The organism is Mycolicibacter algericus DSM 45454 (genome assembly GCF_002086455.1).
In the GTDB taxonomy this organism is placed as follows: Bacteria; Actinomycetota; Actinomycetes; order Mycobacteriales; family Mycobacteriaceae; genus Mycobacterium; species Mycobacterium algericum.
Genome location: NZ_MVHC01000025.1, coordinates 34101 through 54346, shown reverse-complemented (window position 1 = coordinate 54346; position 20246 = coordinate 34101). Strand labels below are relative to the sequence as shown.

At 68.6% G+C, this 20246-nt stretch carries 14 protein-coding genes; 6 read left to right on the top strand and 8 right to left on the bottom strand.

Annotated features, from left to right (window positions below):
* Positions 1 to 204: 204 nt before the first annotated feature.
* The 4 genes from BST10_RS17900 to BST10_RS17885 all read right to left on the bottom strand — a co-directional run bounded on the left by BST10_RS17900 (position 205) and on the right by BST10_RS17885 (position 6988).
* On the bottom strand, positions 205 to 639 hold the full coding sequence (locus BST10_RS17900; protein WP_083039546.1) for an RES domain-containing protein: 435 nt from the start codon (positions 637 to 639) through the stop codon (positions 205 to 207).
* Positions 636 to 1199 (bottom strand): helix-turn-helix domain-containing protein, encoded by a 564-nt coding sequence (locus BST10_RS17895; protein WP_242665674.1) that lies wholly within the window; start codon positions 1197 to 1199, stop codon positions 636 to 638. The genes BST10_RS17900 and BST10_RS17895 overlap by 4 nt, the downstream gene beginning before the upstream one ends.
* 102 nt (positions 1200 to 1301) lie before the next feature.
* Positions 1302 to 6152, bottom strand: a complete 4851-nt coding sequence (locus BST10_RS17890; RefSeq protein WP_083039540.1) for a cation-translocating P-type ATPase — start codon at positions 6150 to 6152, stop codon at positions 1302 to 1304.
* A 179-nt stretch (positions 6153 to 6331) separates the two neighbouring features.
* Positions 6332 to 6988 (bottom strand): DUF5666 domain-containing protein, encoded by a 657-nt coding sequence (locus BST10_RS17885; protein WP_083039538.1) that lies wholly within the window; start codon positions 6986 to 6988, stop codon positions 6332 to 6334.
* A 176-nt stretch (positions 6989 to 7164) separates the two neighbouring features.
* Between BST10_RS17885 and trxA the strand changes: the two genes are divergently transcribed.
* From trxA to BST10_RS17865, 4 genes are all read left to right on the top strand, one after another.
* The gene (trxA, locus tag BST10_RS17880; RefSeq protein WP_083039536.1) at positions 7165 to 7542 is read left to right on the top strand and encodes a thioredoxin; all 378 of its coding nucleotides are present in this window, start codon (positions 7165 to 7167) and stop codon (positions 7540 to 7542) included.
* Between the two features lie 26 nt (positions 7543 to 7568).
* Entirely contained in the window at positions 7569 to 8399 is an 831-nt protein-coding gene (locus BST10_RS17875) for an enoyl-CoA hydratase (protein ID WP_083039533.1), read from the top strand.
* Between the two features lie 17 nt (positions 8400 to 8416).
* The gene (locus BST10_RS17870; protein WP_083039531.1) at positions 8417 to 10054 is read left to right on the top strand and encodes an ABC-F family ATP-binding cassette domain-containing protein; all 1638 of its coding nucleotides are present in this window, start codon (positions 8417 to 8419) and stop codon (positions 10052 to 10054) included.
* Between the two features lie 138 nt (positions 10055 to 10192).
* Positions 10193 to 10366 (top strand): helix-turn-helix domain-containing protein, encoded by a 174-nt coding sequence (locus BST10_RS17865; protein WP_205277472.1) that lies wholly within the window; start codon positions 10193 to 10195, stop codon positions 10364 to 10366.
* 7 nt (positions 10367 to 10373) lie between these two features.
* Here BST10_RS17865 and BST10_RS17860 read toward each other — a convergent pair whose 3' ends face one another.
* The 4 genes from BST10_RS17860 to BST10_RS17845 all read right to left on the bottom strand — a co-directional run bounded on the left by BST10_RS17860 (position 10374) and on the right by BST10_RS17845 (position 14699).
* Positions 10374 to 10937, bottom strand: a complete 564-nt coding sequence (locus BST10_RS17860; protein ID WP_083039527.1) for a TetR/AcrR family transcriptional regulator — start codon at positions 10935 to 10937, stop codon at positions 10374 to 10376.
* 24 nt (positions 10938 to 10961) lie between these two features.
* Positions 10962 to 13754, bottom strand: coding sequence for an aconitate hydratase (locus BST10_RS17855; RefSeq protein WP_083039557.1), 2793 nt, complete (start codon positions 13752 to 13754; stop codon positions 10962 to 10964).
* A 322-nt stretch (positions 13755 to 14076) separates the two neighbouring features.
* Complete coding sequence (locus tag BST10_RS17850) at positions 14077 to 14436, bottom strand: PIN domain nuclease (protein WP_205277397.1); 360 nt, start codon at positions 14434 to 14436, stop codon at positions 14077 to 14079.
* Positions 14437 to 14489: 53 nt separating this feature from the next.
* The gene (locus BST10_RS17845) at positions 14490 to 14699 is read right to left on the bottom strand and encodes a type II toxin-antitoxin system VapB family antitoxin (RefSeq protein ID WP_083039523.1); all 210 of its coding nucleotides are present in this window, start codon (positions 14697 to 14699) and stop codon (positions 14490 to 14492) included.
* Between the two features lie 27 nt (positions 14700 to 14726).
* Between BST10_RS17845 and BST10_RS23365 the strand changes: the two genes are divergently transcribed.
* Positions 14727 to 14900 (top strand): hypothetical protein, encoded by a 174-nt coding sequence (locus BST10_RS23365; RefSeq protein WP_163762334.1) that lies wholly within the window; start codon positions 14727 to 14729, stop codon positions 14898 to 14900.
* A 202-nt stretch (positions 14901 to 15102) separates the two neighbouring features.
* Positions 15103 to 20244 carry a DEAD/DEAH box helicase gene (locus tag BST10_RS17840; protein ID WP_083039521.1) on the top strand — a complete coding sequence of 1714 codons (5142 nt, stop codon included), beginning with the start codon at positions 15103 to 15105 and terminating at the stop codon, positions 20242 to 20244.
* Positions 20245 to 20246 lie beyond the last annotated feature (2 nt).

Below are 20246 nucleotides of genomic sequence, written 5' to 3'. Positions count from 1 at the left end.
TCCGCCTCGATCAGGGCCTGGTAGATGGTTTCGGCGGCTTGGGTGATTCGCTCACCGGCATCGGCGGTGCGCAGTGCATCGAGCACCTCCAGCAAGGCAGACTGATCCAGGGCCATCGCGGTGTTCCTCTCGGTAGTGATCCTTGGTCGTTTCACCACAGAGACTCCCGCGATGGCCCCCTACATCAGGACCGACACGCCGCCCCTACTTACACCACCGCCGGGGACGTGAACAGCCCGCCGTCAGCGCCGCGGCAGCGCCATTGCGGATCAGCCATGTTCGCGACAGATCCAGCAGTCGCAGCGGACGCTTCGGCTCCCACGCGGTGAGTCGAGGCGCGCCGGCGCGGGTGTCGATCAGCCGGGTGGTTTGAAAGACTTCGGCGAGCGCCGTTTCAACGTCGGCGGTCGTGTACAGCACGCCATCGACATGCTGACCCGGTTTCGCGTCGGGATGTGGCTCCCACCGCATCGACGGAAGCGGGCCATAGCGTCGAAACGCATTCCACGGCAACACGTGTGCCCCGGTGGTGCGGTGAACTCGCCACAGCACACCGGCGTGGTCGATGACGTCGTCAGGCTGGTAGATCAGCGGCTGCGTCGGCGCGTGGGGCGCCTTCGGTTTGGGACGCGGGTTCACCAGCGGTCGAGATCAGCGACAAAACCTGCGATCAGGGTGGGGTCGCCGCCGGCTGCAAGATAGTCGATCGGTGTGCGGTCATCGAAATCCGGTTGGGCGGTGCGCATGAACGCATCCAGCGCCGCTGCAGTGACGCCGGCCGGTATCGCCGCAACAATGGTGTCCAGACCGGGAAGCAGCCCGTCGTCGAGGAACTGCCAGCGCGGGATGCGCCGACTGCCCCGGAAGTCGAACGCCCACAGCGTGTTTGCAGTGATGCGCCGTGATACCCGCGACCGGTCCACTTCGAGCATGGCGGCGGCCTCTTTTATCGTGACCGACCCGGCCAGGGTCTGGGCGAGCTCGCGCACCGCGTTGCGAGAGCGGTGGCCGCGCTCTCGGCCGGCCGACCAGCCATCGATCACCTCGGCGGCGCCGCTATGCCGGCGGAGGAATTCCACTTCCGATGCCGCCAAGGGAGCGGCGTCAGGGCCGGGAATCGCGGAGAATGCGGCATCCAATTCGCCGAGGACCTCATCGCTGGTCAGATCGACGTGGTGCTTGGCCAGCAGCGTGTCCAAGGCTGTGCCCATGCCGCACAGTATAGCAGCGGCGTGCGCTATTGTGCGATTCGCCGCGACTTCAGGCGATGTCGGCAGAGGGGCGGTCTTGCCGCGGGGCCGCTAACCGGGATCGACGTCGGCGAGCCCGATGGTGTTCGCCACCAGGGTGGGCGCCAACACCGAAAGGGCGGTGGCCGCGCCCGTGGCGGCGCCCACTCCGGCCCAGGCCACCGGCCCCAGCGGTGTGCATCCGAAGAACTGGCTGATGCCCGGGGTTTGGACGATGCCGATCAGCACCACCGCGCTGCCCAGTGCGGTCGCCACCACCAGTGGACTGTGCCGTCGCGTCAACAGCGTCTGCACCAGCTGCGTGCCCACCAGTGCGGTCAAACCCATTGTCGCGGTGCGTCGTTCGGTGCCCGGCGTCCACCGCCCGATCGCCCAGGCGCCGGTCGCACCGACGGCGGTGATCGCGCCGCGGGTGATGATGTGGCGCATCAGCGAGGTGTCAAGCGAGGGCGCCGGCGCGGACAGGATCGCCCGCTGGTGGGCGCGTTCGGCTTCCTCCTCCGCCCGGTCGGGTTGCGCGTCGGTGTCGTCGGGTTGCGGGTACTGCGGGGTGACGGCCACTGCCAGCGCGGGGAACATGTCGGTGAGCAGATTGACCAGCAGCAGCTGCCGGGTGCCGACCGGCGCTCGTCCGGATCCCAGCGCGGTCCCGATGATGGTGAACAGCACCTCGCCGACGTTGCCGCCGACCAAGACGCCGACCGCATCGCGCACTCCGGTCCACATGCCGCGGCCCTCGACCAAGGCGTCGAGCAGAACCCCCAGATCGTCTTCGGTGAGCACGATGTCGGCCGCCCCGCGCGCCGCCGACGAGCCGCGACCGCTGACGCCGACGCCCACGTCGGCCATCCGGATCGCCGCGGCGTCGTTGGCGCCGTCGCCGACCATCGCGGTGACCTGCCCGCTGCGCTGCAGCGCGGCGACGATCTGCACCTTCTGCTCGGGGGTGACCCGGGCGAACACCTGCGCGCCGGCGGCCAGGTTGGTGAACCCCTCCTCGTCGAGCACCGCCAGTTCGGCCCCGGTGACCTCCGGGGCGTCCGGCGGCAGGCCCAGTTGCCGGGCTATCGCCCGTGCGGTGACCGGATGGTCGCCGGTGATCAGCACCACCTTGTGGTTGGCCTCGACCAGCGCCTCGATCAGCGGTCGCGCCGACGGCCGCAAGGTGTCGGCCAGCCCGACGAAGCCGAGCAACTCCACATCGTGCGCGGCGGCGTCGACGGCGTCGGCGTCGGTGTCGGACTCCTCGGCGGTCGGTCCATTCCAACGGCGTTGAGCCACCGCGAGCACCCGCAACCCCTGCTCGGCCAGACCGGACACCAGCTCCTCGGCCCGTTCGTAGTCGCCGTCGGGGTCGGCGAACTCACAGCGCGGCAAGACGACCTCCGGAGCGCCCTTGAGCAGCAGCATCGGGGGCTCGGTATCGGTTCGCCCGATGGTGGCGGCGTAGCCGCGGCTGGACTCGAACGGCACTTCGGCCAGCACCGTCCACCCCGAATCAGCTGATTCATGCGGCGGTCCCAGCTTCGCCTCTCCTTCGTCGAGGCTCGCTGAACCACCGGAGTCGGCCAGTGCAGCCGCCGCGGTGAGGATGGCCTCATCGGTGGCGTGGGCGTGGCCCTGGCCGTCGCGCGGCTGCGTGCAGGCCCGCGCCGCGGCCCGCAGCGTCCGGGCGTCCAGGCTGCCGGTGTCTGCGGCTGTGGCCGTCGGCGGCACCGAGCGCACCACCGTGAGACGGTTCTCGGTCAAGGTGCCGGTTTTGTCGAAACACACGGTGTCGACGCGGCCCAGCGCCTCCACGGCGCGCGGGGTGCGCACCAGCACCCCGTGTTTGGACAGCCGCTGAGCGGCGGCCAACTGAGCCAAGGTGGCCACCAGCGGCAGGCCCTCGGGAACGGCGGCCACCGCGATCGCCACCCCGTCGGCGACCGCCTGGCGCAGCGATGCGCGGTGCAGCAGCGCCAAGCCGGTGACCGCGGCACCGCCGGCCAGCGTCAACGGCAACACCTTGGTGGTCAGCTCGCGCAACCGGGCCTGCACCCCGGCCGCGGTGTCGACGTCGGCGATCGCCGAAAGTGCCCGGCGCGCAGCGGTGCCCGCACCGGTGGCGACGACGATCGCCCGGGCGTGCCCGGCGACGATCGCGGAGCCCTCGAACAGCATGCTGGCCCGTTCGGGGTCGCCGACGGCCACCGGGTCGACCTGCTTGTCCACCGGCAGCGACTCACCGGTGAGCAGCGACTCGTCGACCTCGAGGTCCTCTGCGGTCAGCAGCCGCGCATCAGCAGGCACCACATCGGGGGCGGCCAGGTCGATGACATCGCCCGGGCGCAGCGATTTCGCGGTCAGCGTGACCGTGCGCCGGCCGTTGCGGGCCGCCTCCAGGCGACGCTGCGTGGTGGCGACGGGCGGCAGCACCACGCGGCGGGCCAGCGTGTCCTGTTCGGCGAAGAGTTCGGCGACCGCCGCTTCGGCGCGTAGCCGTTGCGCGCCTCCGACCAGGGCGTTGGCGGCCATCACGCCGGCGACCAGCAGGGCATCGATGTTGCTGCCGAAGATCGCCGACGCCGCCGCGCCGACCGCCAGGATCGGGGTCAGCGGATCGGCGAGCTCTTCGCGAGTGGCGATCAGCAGCTTGCCCACCCGGGTGGCCGGGCCCCGCAGCGGTGCCAGCGCGGGGTGATCAGCGATGTCCTCCAAGGTGCGACGCCAGGTCGGGGCACCGATTTCAACGGCCAGCGGCCGTGCCGAACCGGTCAGCCGGGAGTAGACGATCTCGGGATCCAGCGCATGCCAGGCGGTCAACGGCTGCGGGGTGGGATCGGGCTGGCGCAGCACCTTGCGCGCCGACAGGGTGCCGGTGACCAGTGCGGTCGCCCCGGCGGCATTGACCGGGTTGAGCCAGCGCCGCAGCGCCAGCGGGCCCGGTGTGCCGCGCGGGTCGCCGGCCACCAGCAGTAACCCGGCCAGGGTGCTGCCGCCCTGGGCGAGCCGCACCGCCGTTTCGCTGGCGTGCCGAGCCACCGGCAGCGCCGATAAGATCCGCACCGCGGCCGCCAGGTCGGTGCCGGTGATGATGTCGGCGGTCCACGGGGTGGCCGCCTGCGGGTCGTCGAGCGCCACCCCGACATCGGCGATGGCCAGCGCGGCCAGCGTGTCGGTGGAGGCGAAGTCGCGGTGCAGCGCGCTGATCAGCAGCACCGGCCCGCGGTCGGCCCGCAGTTCGCGGACCAGCTTCAACAGCGGGGTGCCGGGGGGATGGCTGGCCGCAACGCTGCCGGTCAGATCCTGGGTTCCGGCCACATGGCGCAGCACCACCCGCGCGCCGGTGCGGTGCGCGGTCTGCAGCAGTGGCACCGCGAACGGGTCGACCTCCCAGCCGACTTTGACCCGGCCGACGGTCTCGCCGTCGACGACCAGATCGGCACGTTCCAGGCCCTGCACCGGAGCCGCCGACGGCTGGGCGCGGACCCAGCGCAGCCGGGCGCCGGTGGCCGGCAGCTCGTCGGGGTCCGGGTCGGGGGCCTGCTCGCCGTGGAGCAGGGCGTCGGCGACCTCGTAGACGCGGTCCTCGTCCCAGCCGGGCAGGTCGCCGCGGGCGTGCAGCACCGCGCGGGCGTCCCCGCGCAGTGCCGCCCCGTCGATGACGATCACCTTGACCCGGTCCAGCCGGCGCAGTGCGCCCGGGTCCAACACCAGCTGCCCGGCGTCGGCCAGGCCACGCCCGAGCACCGCGCCGAACGCCTGCCGGCCCAGGTATGCGCCCTTGGGAACACCGGCCAGCACCGCGCCGGCGGCTTCGTTGGCGCCCCCGCCGGCCAGCAGCGCGCCCGCGGCGGCGATCAGCGAGGCGTTGGCGGCCTGGTCGGCGTACTCCTCCACCGGCCCGGACATCGACCCCTTGGCGGTGTCGATGGCCGAGTCGATGGCGCCGTCGACGACCACGTGCGAGGCCTCACCGGCGGCGGTGGCCGCCGAGTTGTGCCGGGAGGTGTGCGAGCCGGCCCCGGCCGAGGAGATGATCGGGACCACCGCGGCCTGCGGTCGTCGCGGCGACGCCAGCTGCCGTTCCCGGTCTTCCCAGCGCCGCCGGTGTGCGGCGGCCTCGGAGATCTGCAGGCCGCGCTGGGCCAGATCCACCAGCGGGGTGCCTACCGCCTGGGTGAGCCCATTGGTCACGGCGGTGGAGGCGGCCAGCGCCAGATCGGTGCCGACCCGACCGAGCCGTGATTCCAGCATCGACACGATGCGCGGCTGGTTGCTGACCACGGCGGCGGCGCCGCGGGCTGCCAGCGGGGCGACCGGTAGTTTGCCCACCCAGCCGGTCACCGCGGCGCCGATGGCCACCACGTCCATCGCGGCCGCGGTCAGCGGCACCAGCAGCGCCAGCGGGTTTCCCGGATCGGCGAACGGCGCGGTGCGCGGTGCGGATCGCCCACGGGGGCGGTCCAGCTCCTTGGTTACCGCGGTCACGGTGTCGCAGACCGCGCGCAGCACCCGGTCGCTGTCGGCGCCCGGTGCCAGGTCGACCACCAGCCGGCCCAGCGCACTCTCGATGTGGGCGCTGGCCACGCCGGGAATGTTGCGGACCGGTTGTTCGACGGTGTCGGCGTGCTCGTACCAGCGCGAAAACGGCAGCAGCCGTTCCAAGTCCAAGTGCACGCGGCGCCCGCTACGCCAGCGCACCGGCAGCGCTGTGCCGGTGCCGGAGTCGCCCAGGAAGCGCCCGGCGGTCTGGCTGACCGACTCGACCACCGGGCCCAGGATCGCCTGCATGGTGCCGGTGGCGCCGTCACGCAACCAGGAGGTGCTTTCGGCGGCACTGTTCATGCCCGCTCGCAGCACCTGCGCCGCGCCACCGGTGATACCACCGACGACAGTGGCTACGCCCGGGATCATCATTGCCTCACCTCTCGGGGATGTCGTCTTCAACAGCGGTTGACGTTCTCCCCATAGTGCCGGTGATTGGCCTTCGGCACTGCTTTCGAGGCGGTTATTGAGATTGGTTGGGGGCGGGCTGCCCGAAGAAAATCCGGGCAGCCCGCCCCTCCTGCAGCGGTTGGCGATCGCCGCTTCTGCCGTTACGCTCCCGGCTGCGGGCAGTCACCACCGTTGCTGTTCCACACGGTGACCTTGGTCGCCTGCAGCACGCCCTCGGCGTCCTTGTCGCCGCGAGCCGCGACACACTTTCCGGTGCTGATCGACGGCGCGCTGACCGCGACCTTCCGCCGGACGGTGGTGTCGTCGTTGACGGTGACCGTGACCGGACCCTCCGGGCCGGCGACGGTCAGCGTGTTGCCCGCGACGGACTCCACGGCACCGCGGACGCCACGGTGCGGCTTCGGGGGTGCCGGGGCGTCGGCCGCCGCGGCGGGCCGCTGCGGACACTTGCCGTCGACCGCGGTGCTGATCGACACGAACTTCGCGGTGATCGCACCGCTGTCGGCGGGGCCGCTGTCGGGTGCGGCGCCGGCCTTGATGCAGGTGCCGGCGGTGATCTCGCCGAGCTGCGCGGGCACCGACTCGAAGACCCGGGTGCTGTCGGTCCAGGTGACTTTGGCCGTGCCGGCCGGCTGGCCCACCTCGAAGGTGTTACCCGACACCGAGGTGACCGGGCCGATGACGCGGTCGCCCTGGGCGTGTGCCGGGGACGGGAGGATCAGTGCGGCGGCGAAGAGCGCGGCGGCGCCGGTGAGCGTGCGGATCGCCGGTGCGGAAGTGCTGGGGCGGGCGGGCATCAGTATTTCTCCGATCGTCGACGTCCGCGGCAGTGTGCCGTCGGATACGTGTTACCACCGTCAATGGTCGAGTTAGCGGGCAGCTAGCTCTGCGCTGTGAGCCCGCTGTGAAGCGGTGCTGCATTTTCCCGGCGGTGGCCGGGAACACCGCGGGAGGCCCGGGCGTTGGCCCAATCATGGCAACTCAAGACTTGACCGCAGCGAAATTCGAAGAAACCATCGCCGACAACGACATCGTGCTGGTCGATTTCTGGGCCTCCTGGTGCGGGCCGTGTAAGGCCTTCGCGCCGACGTTTGAGTCCGCCTCGGACAACCACCCCGACGTGGTCTTCGCCAAGGTCGACACCGAGGCCGAACAACAGCTGGCCGCCGCCGCCCAGATCCGGTCCATCCCCACCCTGATGGCGTTCAAGAAGGGCACGCTGGTTTTCAACCAGGCCGGTGCGCTGCCCCCGGCGGCACTCGAGCATCTGGTCCAGCAGGTCAAGGACCTCGATGTGGAGGCCGCATTGGCCGCGCAGGCTGCTGAGCAGGACAAGCCCGACCAGGTCTGAGGCGCGGCACGCGATAGCGTGCATTCGTGGCTACAGCTGAGTCCGGCTCGGAATTCGTCGTCGTCGACCGCCCGCGCCCGCAGGTCGCGCTGATCACGCTGAACCGCCCGGAGCGGATGAACTCGATGGCGTTCGACGTCATGGTGCCGCTGCGCGAGGTGCTGGGGCAGATCGGCTACGACAACTCGGTGCGGGTGGTGGTGCTGACCGGCGCGGGCCGGGGGTTCTCCTCGGGCGCCGACCACAAGTCCGCCGGCTCGGTGCCGCACGTGGCCGGGCTGACTCGGCCCAGTTTCGGGTTGCGGTCGATGGAACTGCTCGACGACATCATCCTGGGGCTTCGACGACTGCACCAGCCGGTGATCGCGGCGGTCAACGGCGCGGCCATCGGCGGGGGGCTCTGCCTGGCCCTGGCAGCCGACATCCGGATCGCCGCGACGGGCGCCTACTTCCGGGCGGCCGGGATCAACAACGGCCTCACGGCCAGCGAACTGGGGCTGAGCTACCTGCTGCCGCGTGCGATCGGGGCGTCGCGGGCGTTCGAGATCATGCTCACCGGCCGGGACGTCGACGCCGCCGAGGCGGAGCGAATCGGCTTGGTCTCCCAGGTGGTGGAGCCCTCAGCGTTGCTGGACACCTGCTACGAGGTGGCCGAGCGGATCGCCGGTTTCTCCCGGCCGGGCACCGAACTGACCAAGCGGACGCTATGGAGCGGACTCGACGCCGGTAGTCTGGAGGGGCACATGCAGGCCGAAGGGCTCGGACAGCTCTACGTGCGCCTGCTGACCAGCAATTTCGAGGAAGCCGTCGCTGCGCGCGCCGAGAAGCGCCCACCGGCCTTCACCGACGACAAGTAGCTCAGGAGTATGCGCTCGTGATCACCGCAACGGGCCTGGAGGTCCGCGCAGGAGCGCGCACGCTGCTCGACTCGGTGGACTCGGTGCTGCGGGTGCAGCCCGGCGACCGGATCGGACTGGTCGGCCGCAACGGCGCCGGCAAGACCACCACGCTGCGCATCCTCGCCGGCGAAGGCGAGCCCTACGCCGGCACCATCACCCGCACCGGCGAGGTCGGCTACCTTCCGCAGGATCCGCGCGAAGGCAATCTCGAGGTGCTGGCCCGAGACCGGGTGCTGTCGGCCCGCGGTCTGGACACCATCCTGGCCGACCTGGAGAAGCAGCAGGTGTTGATGGCCGAAGTCGTCGACGACGCCGAGCGCGACCGCGCCATCCGCCGTTACGGCCAACTCGAGGAGCGGTTCGCTGCGCTGGGCGGCTACGCCGCCGAGAGTGAAGCGGGCCGGATCTGCACCAGCCTGGGTCTGCCGGAGCGGGTACTGACGCAGCCGCTGCGCACCCTGTCGGGCGGCCAGCGCCGCCGAGTGGAGTTGGCCCGCATCCTGTTCGCCGCCGGCGAGGGTGGCTCCGGCGGCGCCGGCTCGGACACCACGCTGCTGCTCGACGAACCGACCAACCACCTCGACGCCGACTCGATCGGCTGGCTGCGCGACTTCTTGAAGGGCCACAGCGGGGGACTGGTGCTGATCAGTCACGACGTGGATCTGCTGGCCGACGTGGTCAACCGGGTGTGGTTCCTCGACGCGGTGCGCGGCGAGGCCGACGTCTACAACATGGGCTGGCAGAAGTACCTCGACGCCCGGGCCACCGATGAGCAGCGGCGCCGCAGGGAACGGGCCAACGCCGAACGTAAGGTCGCCGCGCTGCGCACCCAGGCGGCCAAACTGGGTGCCAAAGCCACCAAAGCCGTTGCGGCGCAGAACATGCTGCGGCGAGCCGACCGGATGCTGGCGGCACTGGACGAGGAACGCGTCGCCGACAAGGTGGCCCGGATCAAGTTCCCGACGCCGGCGGCATGCGGGAAGACCCCGTTGATGGCCAGCGGGTTGACCAAGATGTACGGCTCGCTGGAGGTGTTTTCCGGCGTGGACCTGGCGATCGACCGGGGATCGCGGGTGGTCGTGCTGGGCCTCAACGGCGCCGGGAAGACCACGTTGCTGCGGGTGTTGGCCGGCGTGGAAACCCTCGACGCGGGCCGCCTTGAGCCCGGACACGGCTGCAAGATCGGCTACTTCGCCCAGGAACACGACACCATCGACAACGCAGCGACGGTGTGGGAGAACACAGTTCATGCCGCACCGGACACCTCCGAGCAGGATCTGCGCGGACTGCTGGGCGCGTTCATGTTCACCGGCGCGCAGCTGGACCAGCCGGCCGGCACGCTGTCCGGCGGTGAGAAGACCCGGCTGGCGCTGGCCGGGCTGGTGGCCTCCACCGCCAATGTGCTGCTGCTCGACGAGCCGACCAACAACCTCGATCCCGCCTCGCGGGAACAGGTGCTCGACGCGCTGCGCAGCTACACCGGGGCCGTCGTGCTGGTCACCCACGACCCGGGGGCGGCCGAGGCGCTCGACCCGCAGCGGGTGGTGTTGTTGCCCGACGGCACCGAGGACCACTGGTCGGCCGACTACCGTGATCTGATCGAGCTGGCCTGAACCACCGCAGGCCGTGCCGCACCGGATCCCCGGGATTTCAGCAAAACTCGCCCGGTTTCGCCGACGCCTTCTTACGCTGAAGCCGTTGACTCAGCGAGGGGATGGTGAGGGGACGTGGCGACGACGAAGCCGGACAACCTGCGCGACCGGCAGCTGGTCGAGTTGCGCAACGCCTACGAGGGCGGGGCCAGCATCCGCAGCCTGGCGGCGTCCACCGGGCGATCGTACGGCTCCGTGCACAGCATGCTGCGGGAGTCGGGTGTCGCGATGCGCAGCCGCGGCGGGCCCAATCATCGCACCCGGTCGCGTTAGCGGCGCATCAGCGCTGCCGCACCGAAGCCTCCACCAGGTCGAGGACCGCGGACAACCGCTGCGGGTCCTCGCCGGAGGCCAGCCGTGCCACCAGGCCGTCGAGCACCAGGTCCAGATAGGTATGCAGCACGTCGGCGGGAACGTCGTCGCGCAGCCGGCCGGCCTGCTTCTGCCGATTCAGCCGATCCGTTGTGGCAGCGGACAATTCGGCTGACCGCTCCGCCCAGCCGCGGCTGAACTCCGGGTCATGGCGCAGTTTGCGCGCGATCTCCAGCCGGGTGGCCAGCCAGTCGTACTGCTCGGGGGCGGCCAGCATGTCCCGCATCACGCCGATCAGGCCCTCGCGGGCGGCCACCTCCGCCATCTGCGCGGCGTCCTCTTGGGCCAGCTCGAAGAACAGCGTGTCCTTGTCGCGGAAGTGATGGAAGATCGCCCCCCGCGACAGCCCGACCGTCTGCTCCAGACGGCGCACCGTGGCCCCGTCGTAGCCGTAGGCGGCGAAGCACCGCCGCGCGCCATCGAGGATCTGGCGGCGCCGGGCCGCCAGGTGATCCTCGCTGACCCTGGGCATCAGCTCACCCGTCGCCTACGCCGGTTACTTCGACCTGAGCATGTTGCGCAGCACGTACTGCAGGATGCCGCCGTTGCGGTAGTAGTCGGCCTCGCCCGGGGTGTCGATGCGCACCACCGCGTCAAACACCGTACGAGATCCATCAGCCTTGGTGGCAGTGACCTTTACCGTCTTCGGTGTCTTGCCGGAGTTGAGCTCCTCGATGCCGGTGATGTCGAAGACCTCGGTGCCGTCCAGCTTCAGCGACGCCGCGGACTCACCGGCGGGGAACTGCAGCGGGATCACCCCCATACCGATCAGGTTGGAACGGTGGATGCGCTCGAACGACTCGGTGATCACCGCACGCACCCCCAACAGCACGGTGCCCTTGGCGGCCCAGTCCCGCGACGATCCGGAGCCGTACTCCTTGCCGCCCAGCACGACCAGCGGAATGTTGCGCGCCGCATAGTTCTGCGCGGCGTCGAAGATGAAGGCCTGCGGGCCACCCTCTTGGGTGAAGTCGCGGGTGTATCCGCCGGAGACATCGTCGAGGAGCTGGTTGCGCAGCCGGATGTTGGCGAACGTGCCGCGGATCATCACCTCGTGGTTGCCGCGCCGCGATCCCAGCGAGTTGTAGTCGCGGGGGCTGACCCCGTTGGCCTCGAGGTACTGCGCGGCCGGGGTGCCCTTCTTGATCGCGCCGGCGGGGGAGATGTGGTCGGTGGTGACTGAATCTCCCAGCAGCGCAAGCACTCGCGCGCCGGTGATATCGGCCACCGGTGCCGGCTCGGCGGGCATGCCGTCGAAATACGGTGCCTTGCGCACGTAGGTCGACTTCTCGTCCCAGGCGAAGGTGTTGCCCTCCGGCGTCGGCAGCGAGCGCCAGCGCTCGTCGCCTTTGAAGACGTCGGCGTAGGACTTGGTGAACATGTCGCGGTCGATCGAGGAGGCGATGGTCTCCTGGATCTCGGCGGTGGAGGGCCAGATGTCCTTCAAGAAGACGTCGTTGCCGTCGGAGTCGCGCCCCAGCGGTTGGGTCTCGAAGTCGAAGTCCATGGTGCCGGCGATGGCGTAGGCAATGACCAGCGGCGGCGATGCCAGGTAGTTCATCTTCACGTCCGGCTGGATGCGGCCCTCGAAGTTGCGGTTACCCGACAGCACCGCCGTCACCGACAAGTCGTTGTCGTTGATGGCCTTCGAGATCTCCTCGGGCAGCGGCCCGGTGTTGCCGATGCAGGTGGTGCAGCCGTAGCCGCCCAGGTAGAAGCCCAGCTTCTCCAGATACGGCCACAGACCGGCTTTGTTGTAGTAGTCGGTCACCACCTGCGAGCCCGGCGCCATGTTGGTCTTGACCCACGGCTTGGACGTCAGGCCCTTCTCGACCGCCTTCTTGGCCAGCAGCGCCGCACCCAGCATCACCTCCGGGTTGGAGGTGTTGGTGCACGAGGTGATGCCGGCGACGACGACGGCACCGTGGTCCAGGGTGAAGTTGCCGCGTTCGGCCGAGGACACCTTGACCGGCTTGCTGGGCCGTCCGTCGCAGTTCTGCGCTGCCGAGGGCTCGTCGGCATCGTCGTCGGCGAACGACAGCACCGCGGGGTCCGATGCCGGGAAGGTTTGCGCCACGGCGTCGTCGAGCTGACTGTGCGGGGCGTCGCTGTCCTCACCCACGTAGTTGTGAATGTCCTTGCGGAACGCGGTTTTCGCGTCAGAGAGCTCGATGCGGTCCTGCGGGCGCTTCGGCCCGGCGATCGACGGCACGACGGTGCCCAGGTCCAGCTCGATGTATTCCGAGTACGCCGGCTCGCGGGCCGGGTCGTGCCACATGCCCTGCGTCTTGGCGTAGGCCTCCACCAGCGCCAGCTGCTGCTCGCTGCGCCCGGTCAGCCGCAGGTAGTTGATCGTCTCGGCATCGATCGGGAAGATCGCTGCGGTGGAACCGAATTCGGGGCTCATGTTGCCCAGTGTGGCGCGGTTGGCCAGCGGTACTTCGGCCACGCCCTTGCCGTAGAACTCGACGAACTTGCCGACCACGCCGTGGCGGCGCAGCATGTCGGTGACGGTCAGCACCACGTCGGTGGCGGTCACGCCCGGCTTGATCTCACCGGTCAGCTTGAACCCGACCACTCGCGGGATCAGCATCGACACCGGCTGGCCCAGCATGGCGGCCTCCGCCTCGATGCCACCGACGCCCCAGCCCAGCACGCCAAGGCCGTTGACCATGGTGGTGTGGCTGTCGGTGCCCACGCAGGTGTCCGGATACGCGATCCCGTCGCGCACCATCACGGTGCGGGCCAGGTACTCGATGTTGACCTGGTGCACGATGCCGGTGCCCGGCGGAACGACCTTGAAGTCGTCGAAGGCGCCCTGGCCCCAGCGCAGGAACTGGTAGCGCTCGCCGTTGCGCTGGTACTCCAGCTCCACGTTGCGCTCGAAGGCGTCGGCGCGGCCGAATACGTCCAGGATCACGGAGTGGTCGATCACCAGCTCGGCCGGCGCCAGCGGGTTGACCTTCGCGGGGTCACCGCCGAGGGCCGCCACGGCTTCGCGCATGGTGGCCAGGTCGACGATGCAGGGCACGCCGGTGAAGTCCTGCATGACCACCCGGGCCGGGGTGAACTGGATCTCGACGCTGGGCTCGGCGGCCGGGTCCCAGTTGGCGATCGCGTTGATGTGGTCTTTGGTGATGTTGGCGCCGTCCTCGGTGCGCAGCAGGTTTTCGGCCAGCACCTTGAGGCTGTAGGGGAGTTTCTCGGTGCCGGGGACGGCGTCGAGGCGGTAGATCTGATATTCGTCGTCACCCACCGTCAAGGTGTCGCGGGCTCCGAACGAATTCACCGAATCTTTGCTGGTCACTTCAACTCCCCGAGATCGAGTTCTCCTCCATCGACGGGTCCGCGCCGACGGGCGTCGTAAACCCTAACAGTACGCGTGTCCTGTATAAAGTAAGGTTCGCCTCACTTGGTGGCCATGGTCGGCGTCAGATGTCAGACGCCCTCGATACAGTCCCTGGCATGGCAACCGGCGGCTGGGAATTCTGGAAGGTGACGACGACGGGTGGCGACCTAGCCTGGCTGGCGCCTACGCAAGTCATACCGGACGCTAGAAGTAGACGGTTGGACGATTTCTAACCCGCGGCCGAGGATAATTCGCCAACCGCCTAATCGACGGTTCCGGGTGGTGCCACCCATTCCGTGGGCTGACCGGTGACCGTCGCTATCCGATCGAAATCATGGTCGTAGTGCAGCACCACGAGCCGGGCACGTTCGGCTGCGGCGGCGATGAGCAGATCGCCGAGCTTCACCGTGCGGTGTAGACCTTCCACAGCGAGCGCCCCCTGCACCTCGAATGCACGGTCCATCACGTCCTGATCGATCATCGCCTGAGGCCAGGACGACCGAACGTGCCTGGTGCGTTTCCAGTCTCGCCCGTTGCGCGCGCTGACCCCAGCCTCCAGGTCGGTGATGGTGCACCGGGCCACCAGTCCGGCCTCGATCAGCGGGATGAGCCGCTGCGCCACCTGCGGCTTGGTCACACGAGCGACGGCGGAGGTGTCGCCGAGAAAATAGGCTCCTAACCCCACGCGGACCTTCGCTGCTCGTCCGCGGCCAGATCCACGCTGCCCGCTAGAACCTCAGGGTGCAGCAGGGCCTTACGGCGCTCGGCGAGCGCCAACACCTCCGCCAGGGCCCCGTTCACCGTCGCTTTGGCCGTCGACGTCCCGAGCAATAGCCGCACCTGCTCGAGCTTGTCGTCATCCACATCAATCAGCCGCTTCGTCATCCGGTGAGTATATCCAATTCAGCAGCGGTGGATATCCTCGCTGGGTTCGAGCGTTGGATTGCAGCAAGGGGAGACGGGGCGCCTGCCAATCCGCTCACGGACTACATCCCGGCCGCGGTGGATGGAGGTGAAGGCGTCAAGTCGCTCACCCACGACGACGGCGACGTGGCCGACCTGGCCGGTGACGTTCCGATGCAGTGAGCGCTGCCGCTGTGCCTACTGCCCTGATGAGTCGCCTTCGCCGAGTCGGCCGTGAATGTCGTTAGCCCCCGGTATGTTTCTTTTACCAGCACGGGCACGCTGGTCGGAAAGGGTTTCTGTTGGGTGAGTACCGATATGGAGTCGCTGGCGCGTTGACGACGACGATGCGGCCCGTCCCGTTGATCGTCGCTAGCTGATCGCCATGGACATCTTCCGCGTACACCAAGATCTGATCGACGACTACCGGCTGTTCACCACCAGTGCCATCGAGCCGCGTGACCCGCGAGTCAGCCAGCATGTCCAAGACGAGCTGGCGCGCCAGACGCAGTGGCCCGAGCCGTGGTTGTCACTAAACCCGATGTTCGCCTCCGGCGGGTCGATCGACGAGCTGGTCGCCGAAAACCTGCTGCACCCCGAGTGCGCGAAAATCTTCCGCCCCAAACGCGACATCTCCGATGCCGGAACCACACCGATTACGCTGCACCGCCATCAACGGGAGGCGATCGAAACCGCCCGATCCGGCAAAAGCTATGTGCTGACTACGGGCACCGGGTCGGGCAAGTCGCTGGCCTACATCATCCCGATCGTGGACCACGTCCTGCGGCAGGAGCCTCGCCGGCCCGGGGTGAAGGCGATCATCGTCTACCCGATGAACGCGCTGGCCAACAGTCAAGTGGGAGAGCTGGAGAAGTTCCTGCGCTACGGCTACGGCGAGGGCAACGAGCCGGTGACGTTCGCCCGCTACACCGGCCAGGAAAAGGACGAGCGGCGCGCCGAGATCCTGCGCAACCCTCCCGACATCCTGCTCACCAACTACGTGATGCTGGAACTGATGCTCACCCGCCCCGAGGAGCGTCGCCGGCTGGTCGGAGCAGCCGAGGGCTTGCCGTTCCTGGTCCTCGACGAACTGCACACCTACCGGGGTCGCCAGGGTGCCGACGTCGCCATGCTGGTGCGACGCGTGCGCGGTGCCTGTCGGTCCCCACAGCTGCAGTGCATCGGCACCTCGGCGACGATGGCCAGCGGCGGCACTCTGGAAGACCAGCGGCGGGTGGTTGCCGAGGTTGCCACCGCATTGTTTGGGACCGAGGTCACCGCGGACCGGGTGATCGGGGAGACGCTGGACCGGGCCACCGTCGGCGATCCCGGCGACGTCGACGGGCTGACCCGCGAGGTGCGCCACGGCGGTGCAACTGGGGACTACCAGAAGCTGGCTTCCTCCCCGCTGGCGACCTGGATCGAGACCACGTTCGGGCTGACCACCGAACCGCAGTCTGGGCAGGTGATCCGGCAGCGGCCGGCGCGGGTGCATGACTCAGCCGCGCGGCTGGCCGCCCGGACCGGCCGCACCGTCGACGCGTGCGAACAGGCCATCCGGGCCACATTGTTGGCCGGATCGGCTGTCGCGCATCCGACAACGCGCCGACCGTTATTCGCGTTCCGGCTGCATCAGTTCTTGTCCAAGGGCGACACGGTTTATGTATCGATCGAGGAGGAACAGCGACGCCACATCACCTCGCAGTATCAGGTGACGGTCCCAGATCATCCGGATCAGCTGTTGATGCCGCTCGCGTTCTGCCGCGAGTGCGGGCAGGAATATCTGGTGGTCGCCCGCTCCACCCTCGGCAGCGAGGCGGTCTACCGGGCGAGGCGGGACCGCGACGCCAGTGGTGGTGATCAGGCGAACGGCTACCTTTACATCTCCACCGATCAGCCGTGGCCGGTCGACCCGCTGCTGGAGGGGCGGCTGCCGGATTCGTGGTTGATCGACGGCGAGATCATCGACCGCCGCAAGCAATATCTGCCGCGGCGCATCCGGGTCGATGTGGGTGGCAACGAGGTCACCGGCGGTGGCGGCGTGGAAGCGGCGTTCGTGCCGGCACCGTTCCGGTTCTGCCTGCGCTGCAAGGTCTCCTACGAACAGGCCCGCGGAAGTGACTTCGCCAAGCTGGCCACCTTGGACATGGAGGGGCGCAGCTCAGCGGTTTCGGTGCTGAGCACTTCGATCGTGCGGTCGTTGGACAAGATCCCCGAATCCGAGCTCAGCCCAGAGGCGCGCAAGCTGCTGACGTTCGTCGACAACCGCCAGGACGCAAGCCTGCAGACCGGCCATTTCAACGACTTCGTGCAGATGACCCAGCTGCGCGGTGCACTGCAGCGGGCGGTGCAGAAAGGCTCGCTGCGCCACGACGATGTCGCCGAACGGGTGGTGGCGGCCCTGGGCTTGCCGTTCGCCGACTATGCCGCCAATCCGGACGCCGTCTACGGGGCGCGGACTGCGGCGGAGCGCGCGTTCAAGGAGTTCATCGAATACCGGCTGTATGTCGACCTGCAGCGCGGCTGGCGGGTGACGATGCCGAACCTGGAGCAGACCGGGCTGCTGCGCATCGGGTATGAATCGCTGACCGAGATCGCCGCCGATGCCGCGCTCTGGGACAAGACGTACCCACCGTTACGCGATGCCCACGCAGGGCAGCGAGAAGAATTGTGCCGCATCATTCTTGATGAGTTCCGCCGTGAGCTAGCCGTCGATGTCGAATGTCTGACCGACGATGGTTTCGACCGGGTCAAGCGGCAGTCCGATCAGCACCTGGCCGGGCTGTGGGCGATCCCGCCGTACGAACCGCGGCCGCGTCCCGGCACGGTATCGACGGTCTCCGGGCAGCGGGGCACCCTTCGCGTCGACTTCCGGATGACAGGGCGGTCGGCGGTGGGCCGCTACATCCGCGAACGCAGCGGCTTGACGCTCAACGGCGATCAACTCGACGGTGCCGACGCGCAGAAGGTCATCGAAGACCTGCTGGCCACCCTCGACCGCGCGGGCCTACTGACGACCGTGGATCTGCCGGGGACAACCGGCACCAACTACCGGCTCAAAGCCTCCGCTGTGATCTGGACAGCCAGCGATGGACAACACGGCGCGCCCGATCCGCTGCGACGCGGATTCGACCCCGACCAGGGGACCAGAGTCAACCCATTCTTCCTCGACTTGTACCGCAATACCGCGGCCGACCTCGGTGGCATGCACGCGAGGGAACACACCGCGCAGGTGTCGGCGGCCGACCGTGAGGGACGCGAAAAACAGTTCCGCAAGGGCGATCTCAAGGTGATGTACTGCTCGCCGACAATGGAGCTCGGCGTGGATATCGCCAGCCTCAACGCGGTGATGATGCGCAACGTTCCACCGACGCCGGCGAACTACGCCCAGCGCAGCGGCCGTGCCGGCCGATCCGGGCAGCCCGCACTGGTCACCACCTACTGCGCCACCGGAAACGCACACGACCAGTACTACTTCCGGCGCTCCGAGGACATGGTGGCCGGCTCGGTGGCAGCACCGCGGCTGGACCTCACCAACGAGGCGCTGCTGGCTTCCCATCTGCACGCGCTGTGGCTGGCCGAGACCCGGGCGAGCCTGCACACCCGGATGCCGCAGTTACTCGACCTCGATGCAGAAGGCATGCCGCTGGCGGCGGACCTGCAACGTGCGCTGGCAGATCCGGATGCGGTGCGGCGCGCCACCGAACGCGCCATGGAACTCATGGCGCCGCTCGCCGACGAGCTGCAGCGCACCGCATGGTGGTACGACGGCTGGGCGCAAGCCGTGATCGCCAATGCCGAAAGCCAGTTCAGCCGAGCCTGCGAGCGGTGGCGGGAGCTGTACCGGGCGGCGCTGGATGACCAGAAGGAACAGAACCGGATTATCTTGGATCCGACGGTGCCCAAACGTGCACGGGAGGCCGCCGAAGCACGCCGCCGCGACGCCGAAGGCCAGTTGCGGCTGCTCCGCAACGAGGACAGCGACCAAGCGTTTTCGGATTTCTACACCTACCGCTACTTCGCCTCCGAAGGGTTTCTGCCCGGCTACAACTTTCCGCGCCTGCCGCTGGCCGCCTACATTCCCGGCGCCCGCCAAAGTGCCGGGCGCGGCGAGGGAGGGGATTATCTGCAGCGGCCGCGCTTCCTGGCGATCAGCGAGTTCGGGCCAGGCGCGGTCATCTACCACGAGGGTGCGCGCTACGAGGTCAAACGCATCCAGGTGCCGATGACCGCCGGCGGTATCGGAACCGTCGAGCTGCAGGACGCTTACCGCTGCGAAGTCTGCGCCTACCACCATGTACGTCGTGCGGGCCTCGACGTGTGCGAGAACTGTGGTGTGGCGCTGGGACAGCCGCAGCATGGTCTGATGCGTATGCAGACGGTGTTCACCCGTCGCCGCGAACGCATCTCCAGCGACGAGGAAGAGCGCCGACGGGCCGGGTTCGAGCTGCGCACGTCCTACCGGTTCAGTCAACATGGGCCACGCTTGGGCCGGCTGGATGCAACAGCATCGGCGGTGGACGGCCACGAGTTGGCGACGCTGAGCTACGGCGACACCGCGACCGTACGGGTCACCAACGTAGGCCGGCGCCGTCGTAAGAATCCCAACGAGCTTGGTTACTGGCTGGACACTGTCAAAGGCGATTGGCTCAGTGAGAAAGCCGCCGAGGATGCCACCCCCCAAGATGATGGGCTCGGTGATGCCGCCGACGTACCGACCAAGCACAAGGTGATCCCGTATGTCGAGGACACCCGCAACATCCTGGTGCTGCGACTGGCCTCGCCGGTATCGGTGCAGGTCGCCACCAGCCTGCGGTACGCCCTGGAGCGCGGCATGGAAGCCGAGTTCCAGTTGGAGGACTCCGAACTGTCCAGCGAAGCGCTGCCTGATGATGCCGAGCGCGGCCGAATGCTGTTCACCGAATCCGCCGAGGGCGGCGCCGGGGTGCTGCGCCGACTGCACTCCGAGCCCGACGCGCTGGCCAGCGCAGCCCGCAGAGCCCTGCAGATCATCCACTTCACCCCTGACGGCAACGACGTCGGCAGCGCCGACGGTGCGCGGGAACGGTGCGAAAAAGCCTGCTACGACTGCCTGCTGTCCTATGCCAACCAGTACGAGCACGACGTCATCGATCGGCACGCGGTGCGGGATCTGCTGTTGGACCTCGCTTTAGCCACCACCACCGCGGCCACCGCAGAGCAGTCGCATGGGGATCAGGCTGAACAGCTTCGCGCACAGTGTGATTCGGAATTGGAACGCGACTTCATCGACCTGCTCATCAGCCATGAGTTTGCGCTGCCCAACGGTGTGCGCGAAACAATCGCCGGCATCACTGCCCATTTCGTATTTCAGGGTGCCGACGCCGGCCTAGCAGTTTTCGTTGAGTCCGGGCCGCGCGGTGATGCCGGCGAGGTCGAAGACGCGTTGATGAATGCCGGCTATTCGGCACTATGGCTGCATCCCGGCGAGGACTGGCTGACCCAAGTGCGGCGTCACTCCTACGTGTTCGGTGAAGGAAGGGTGTAGCA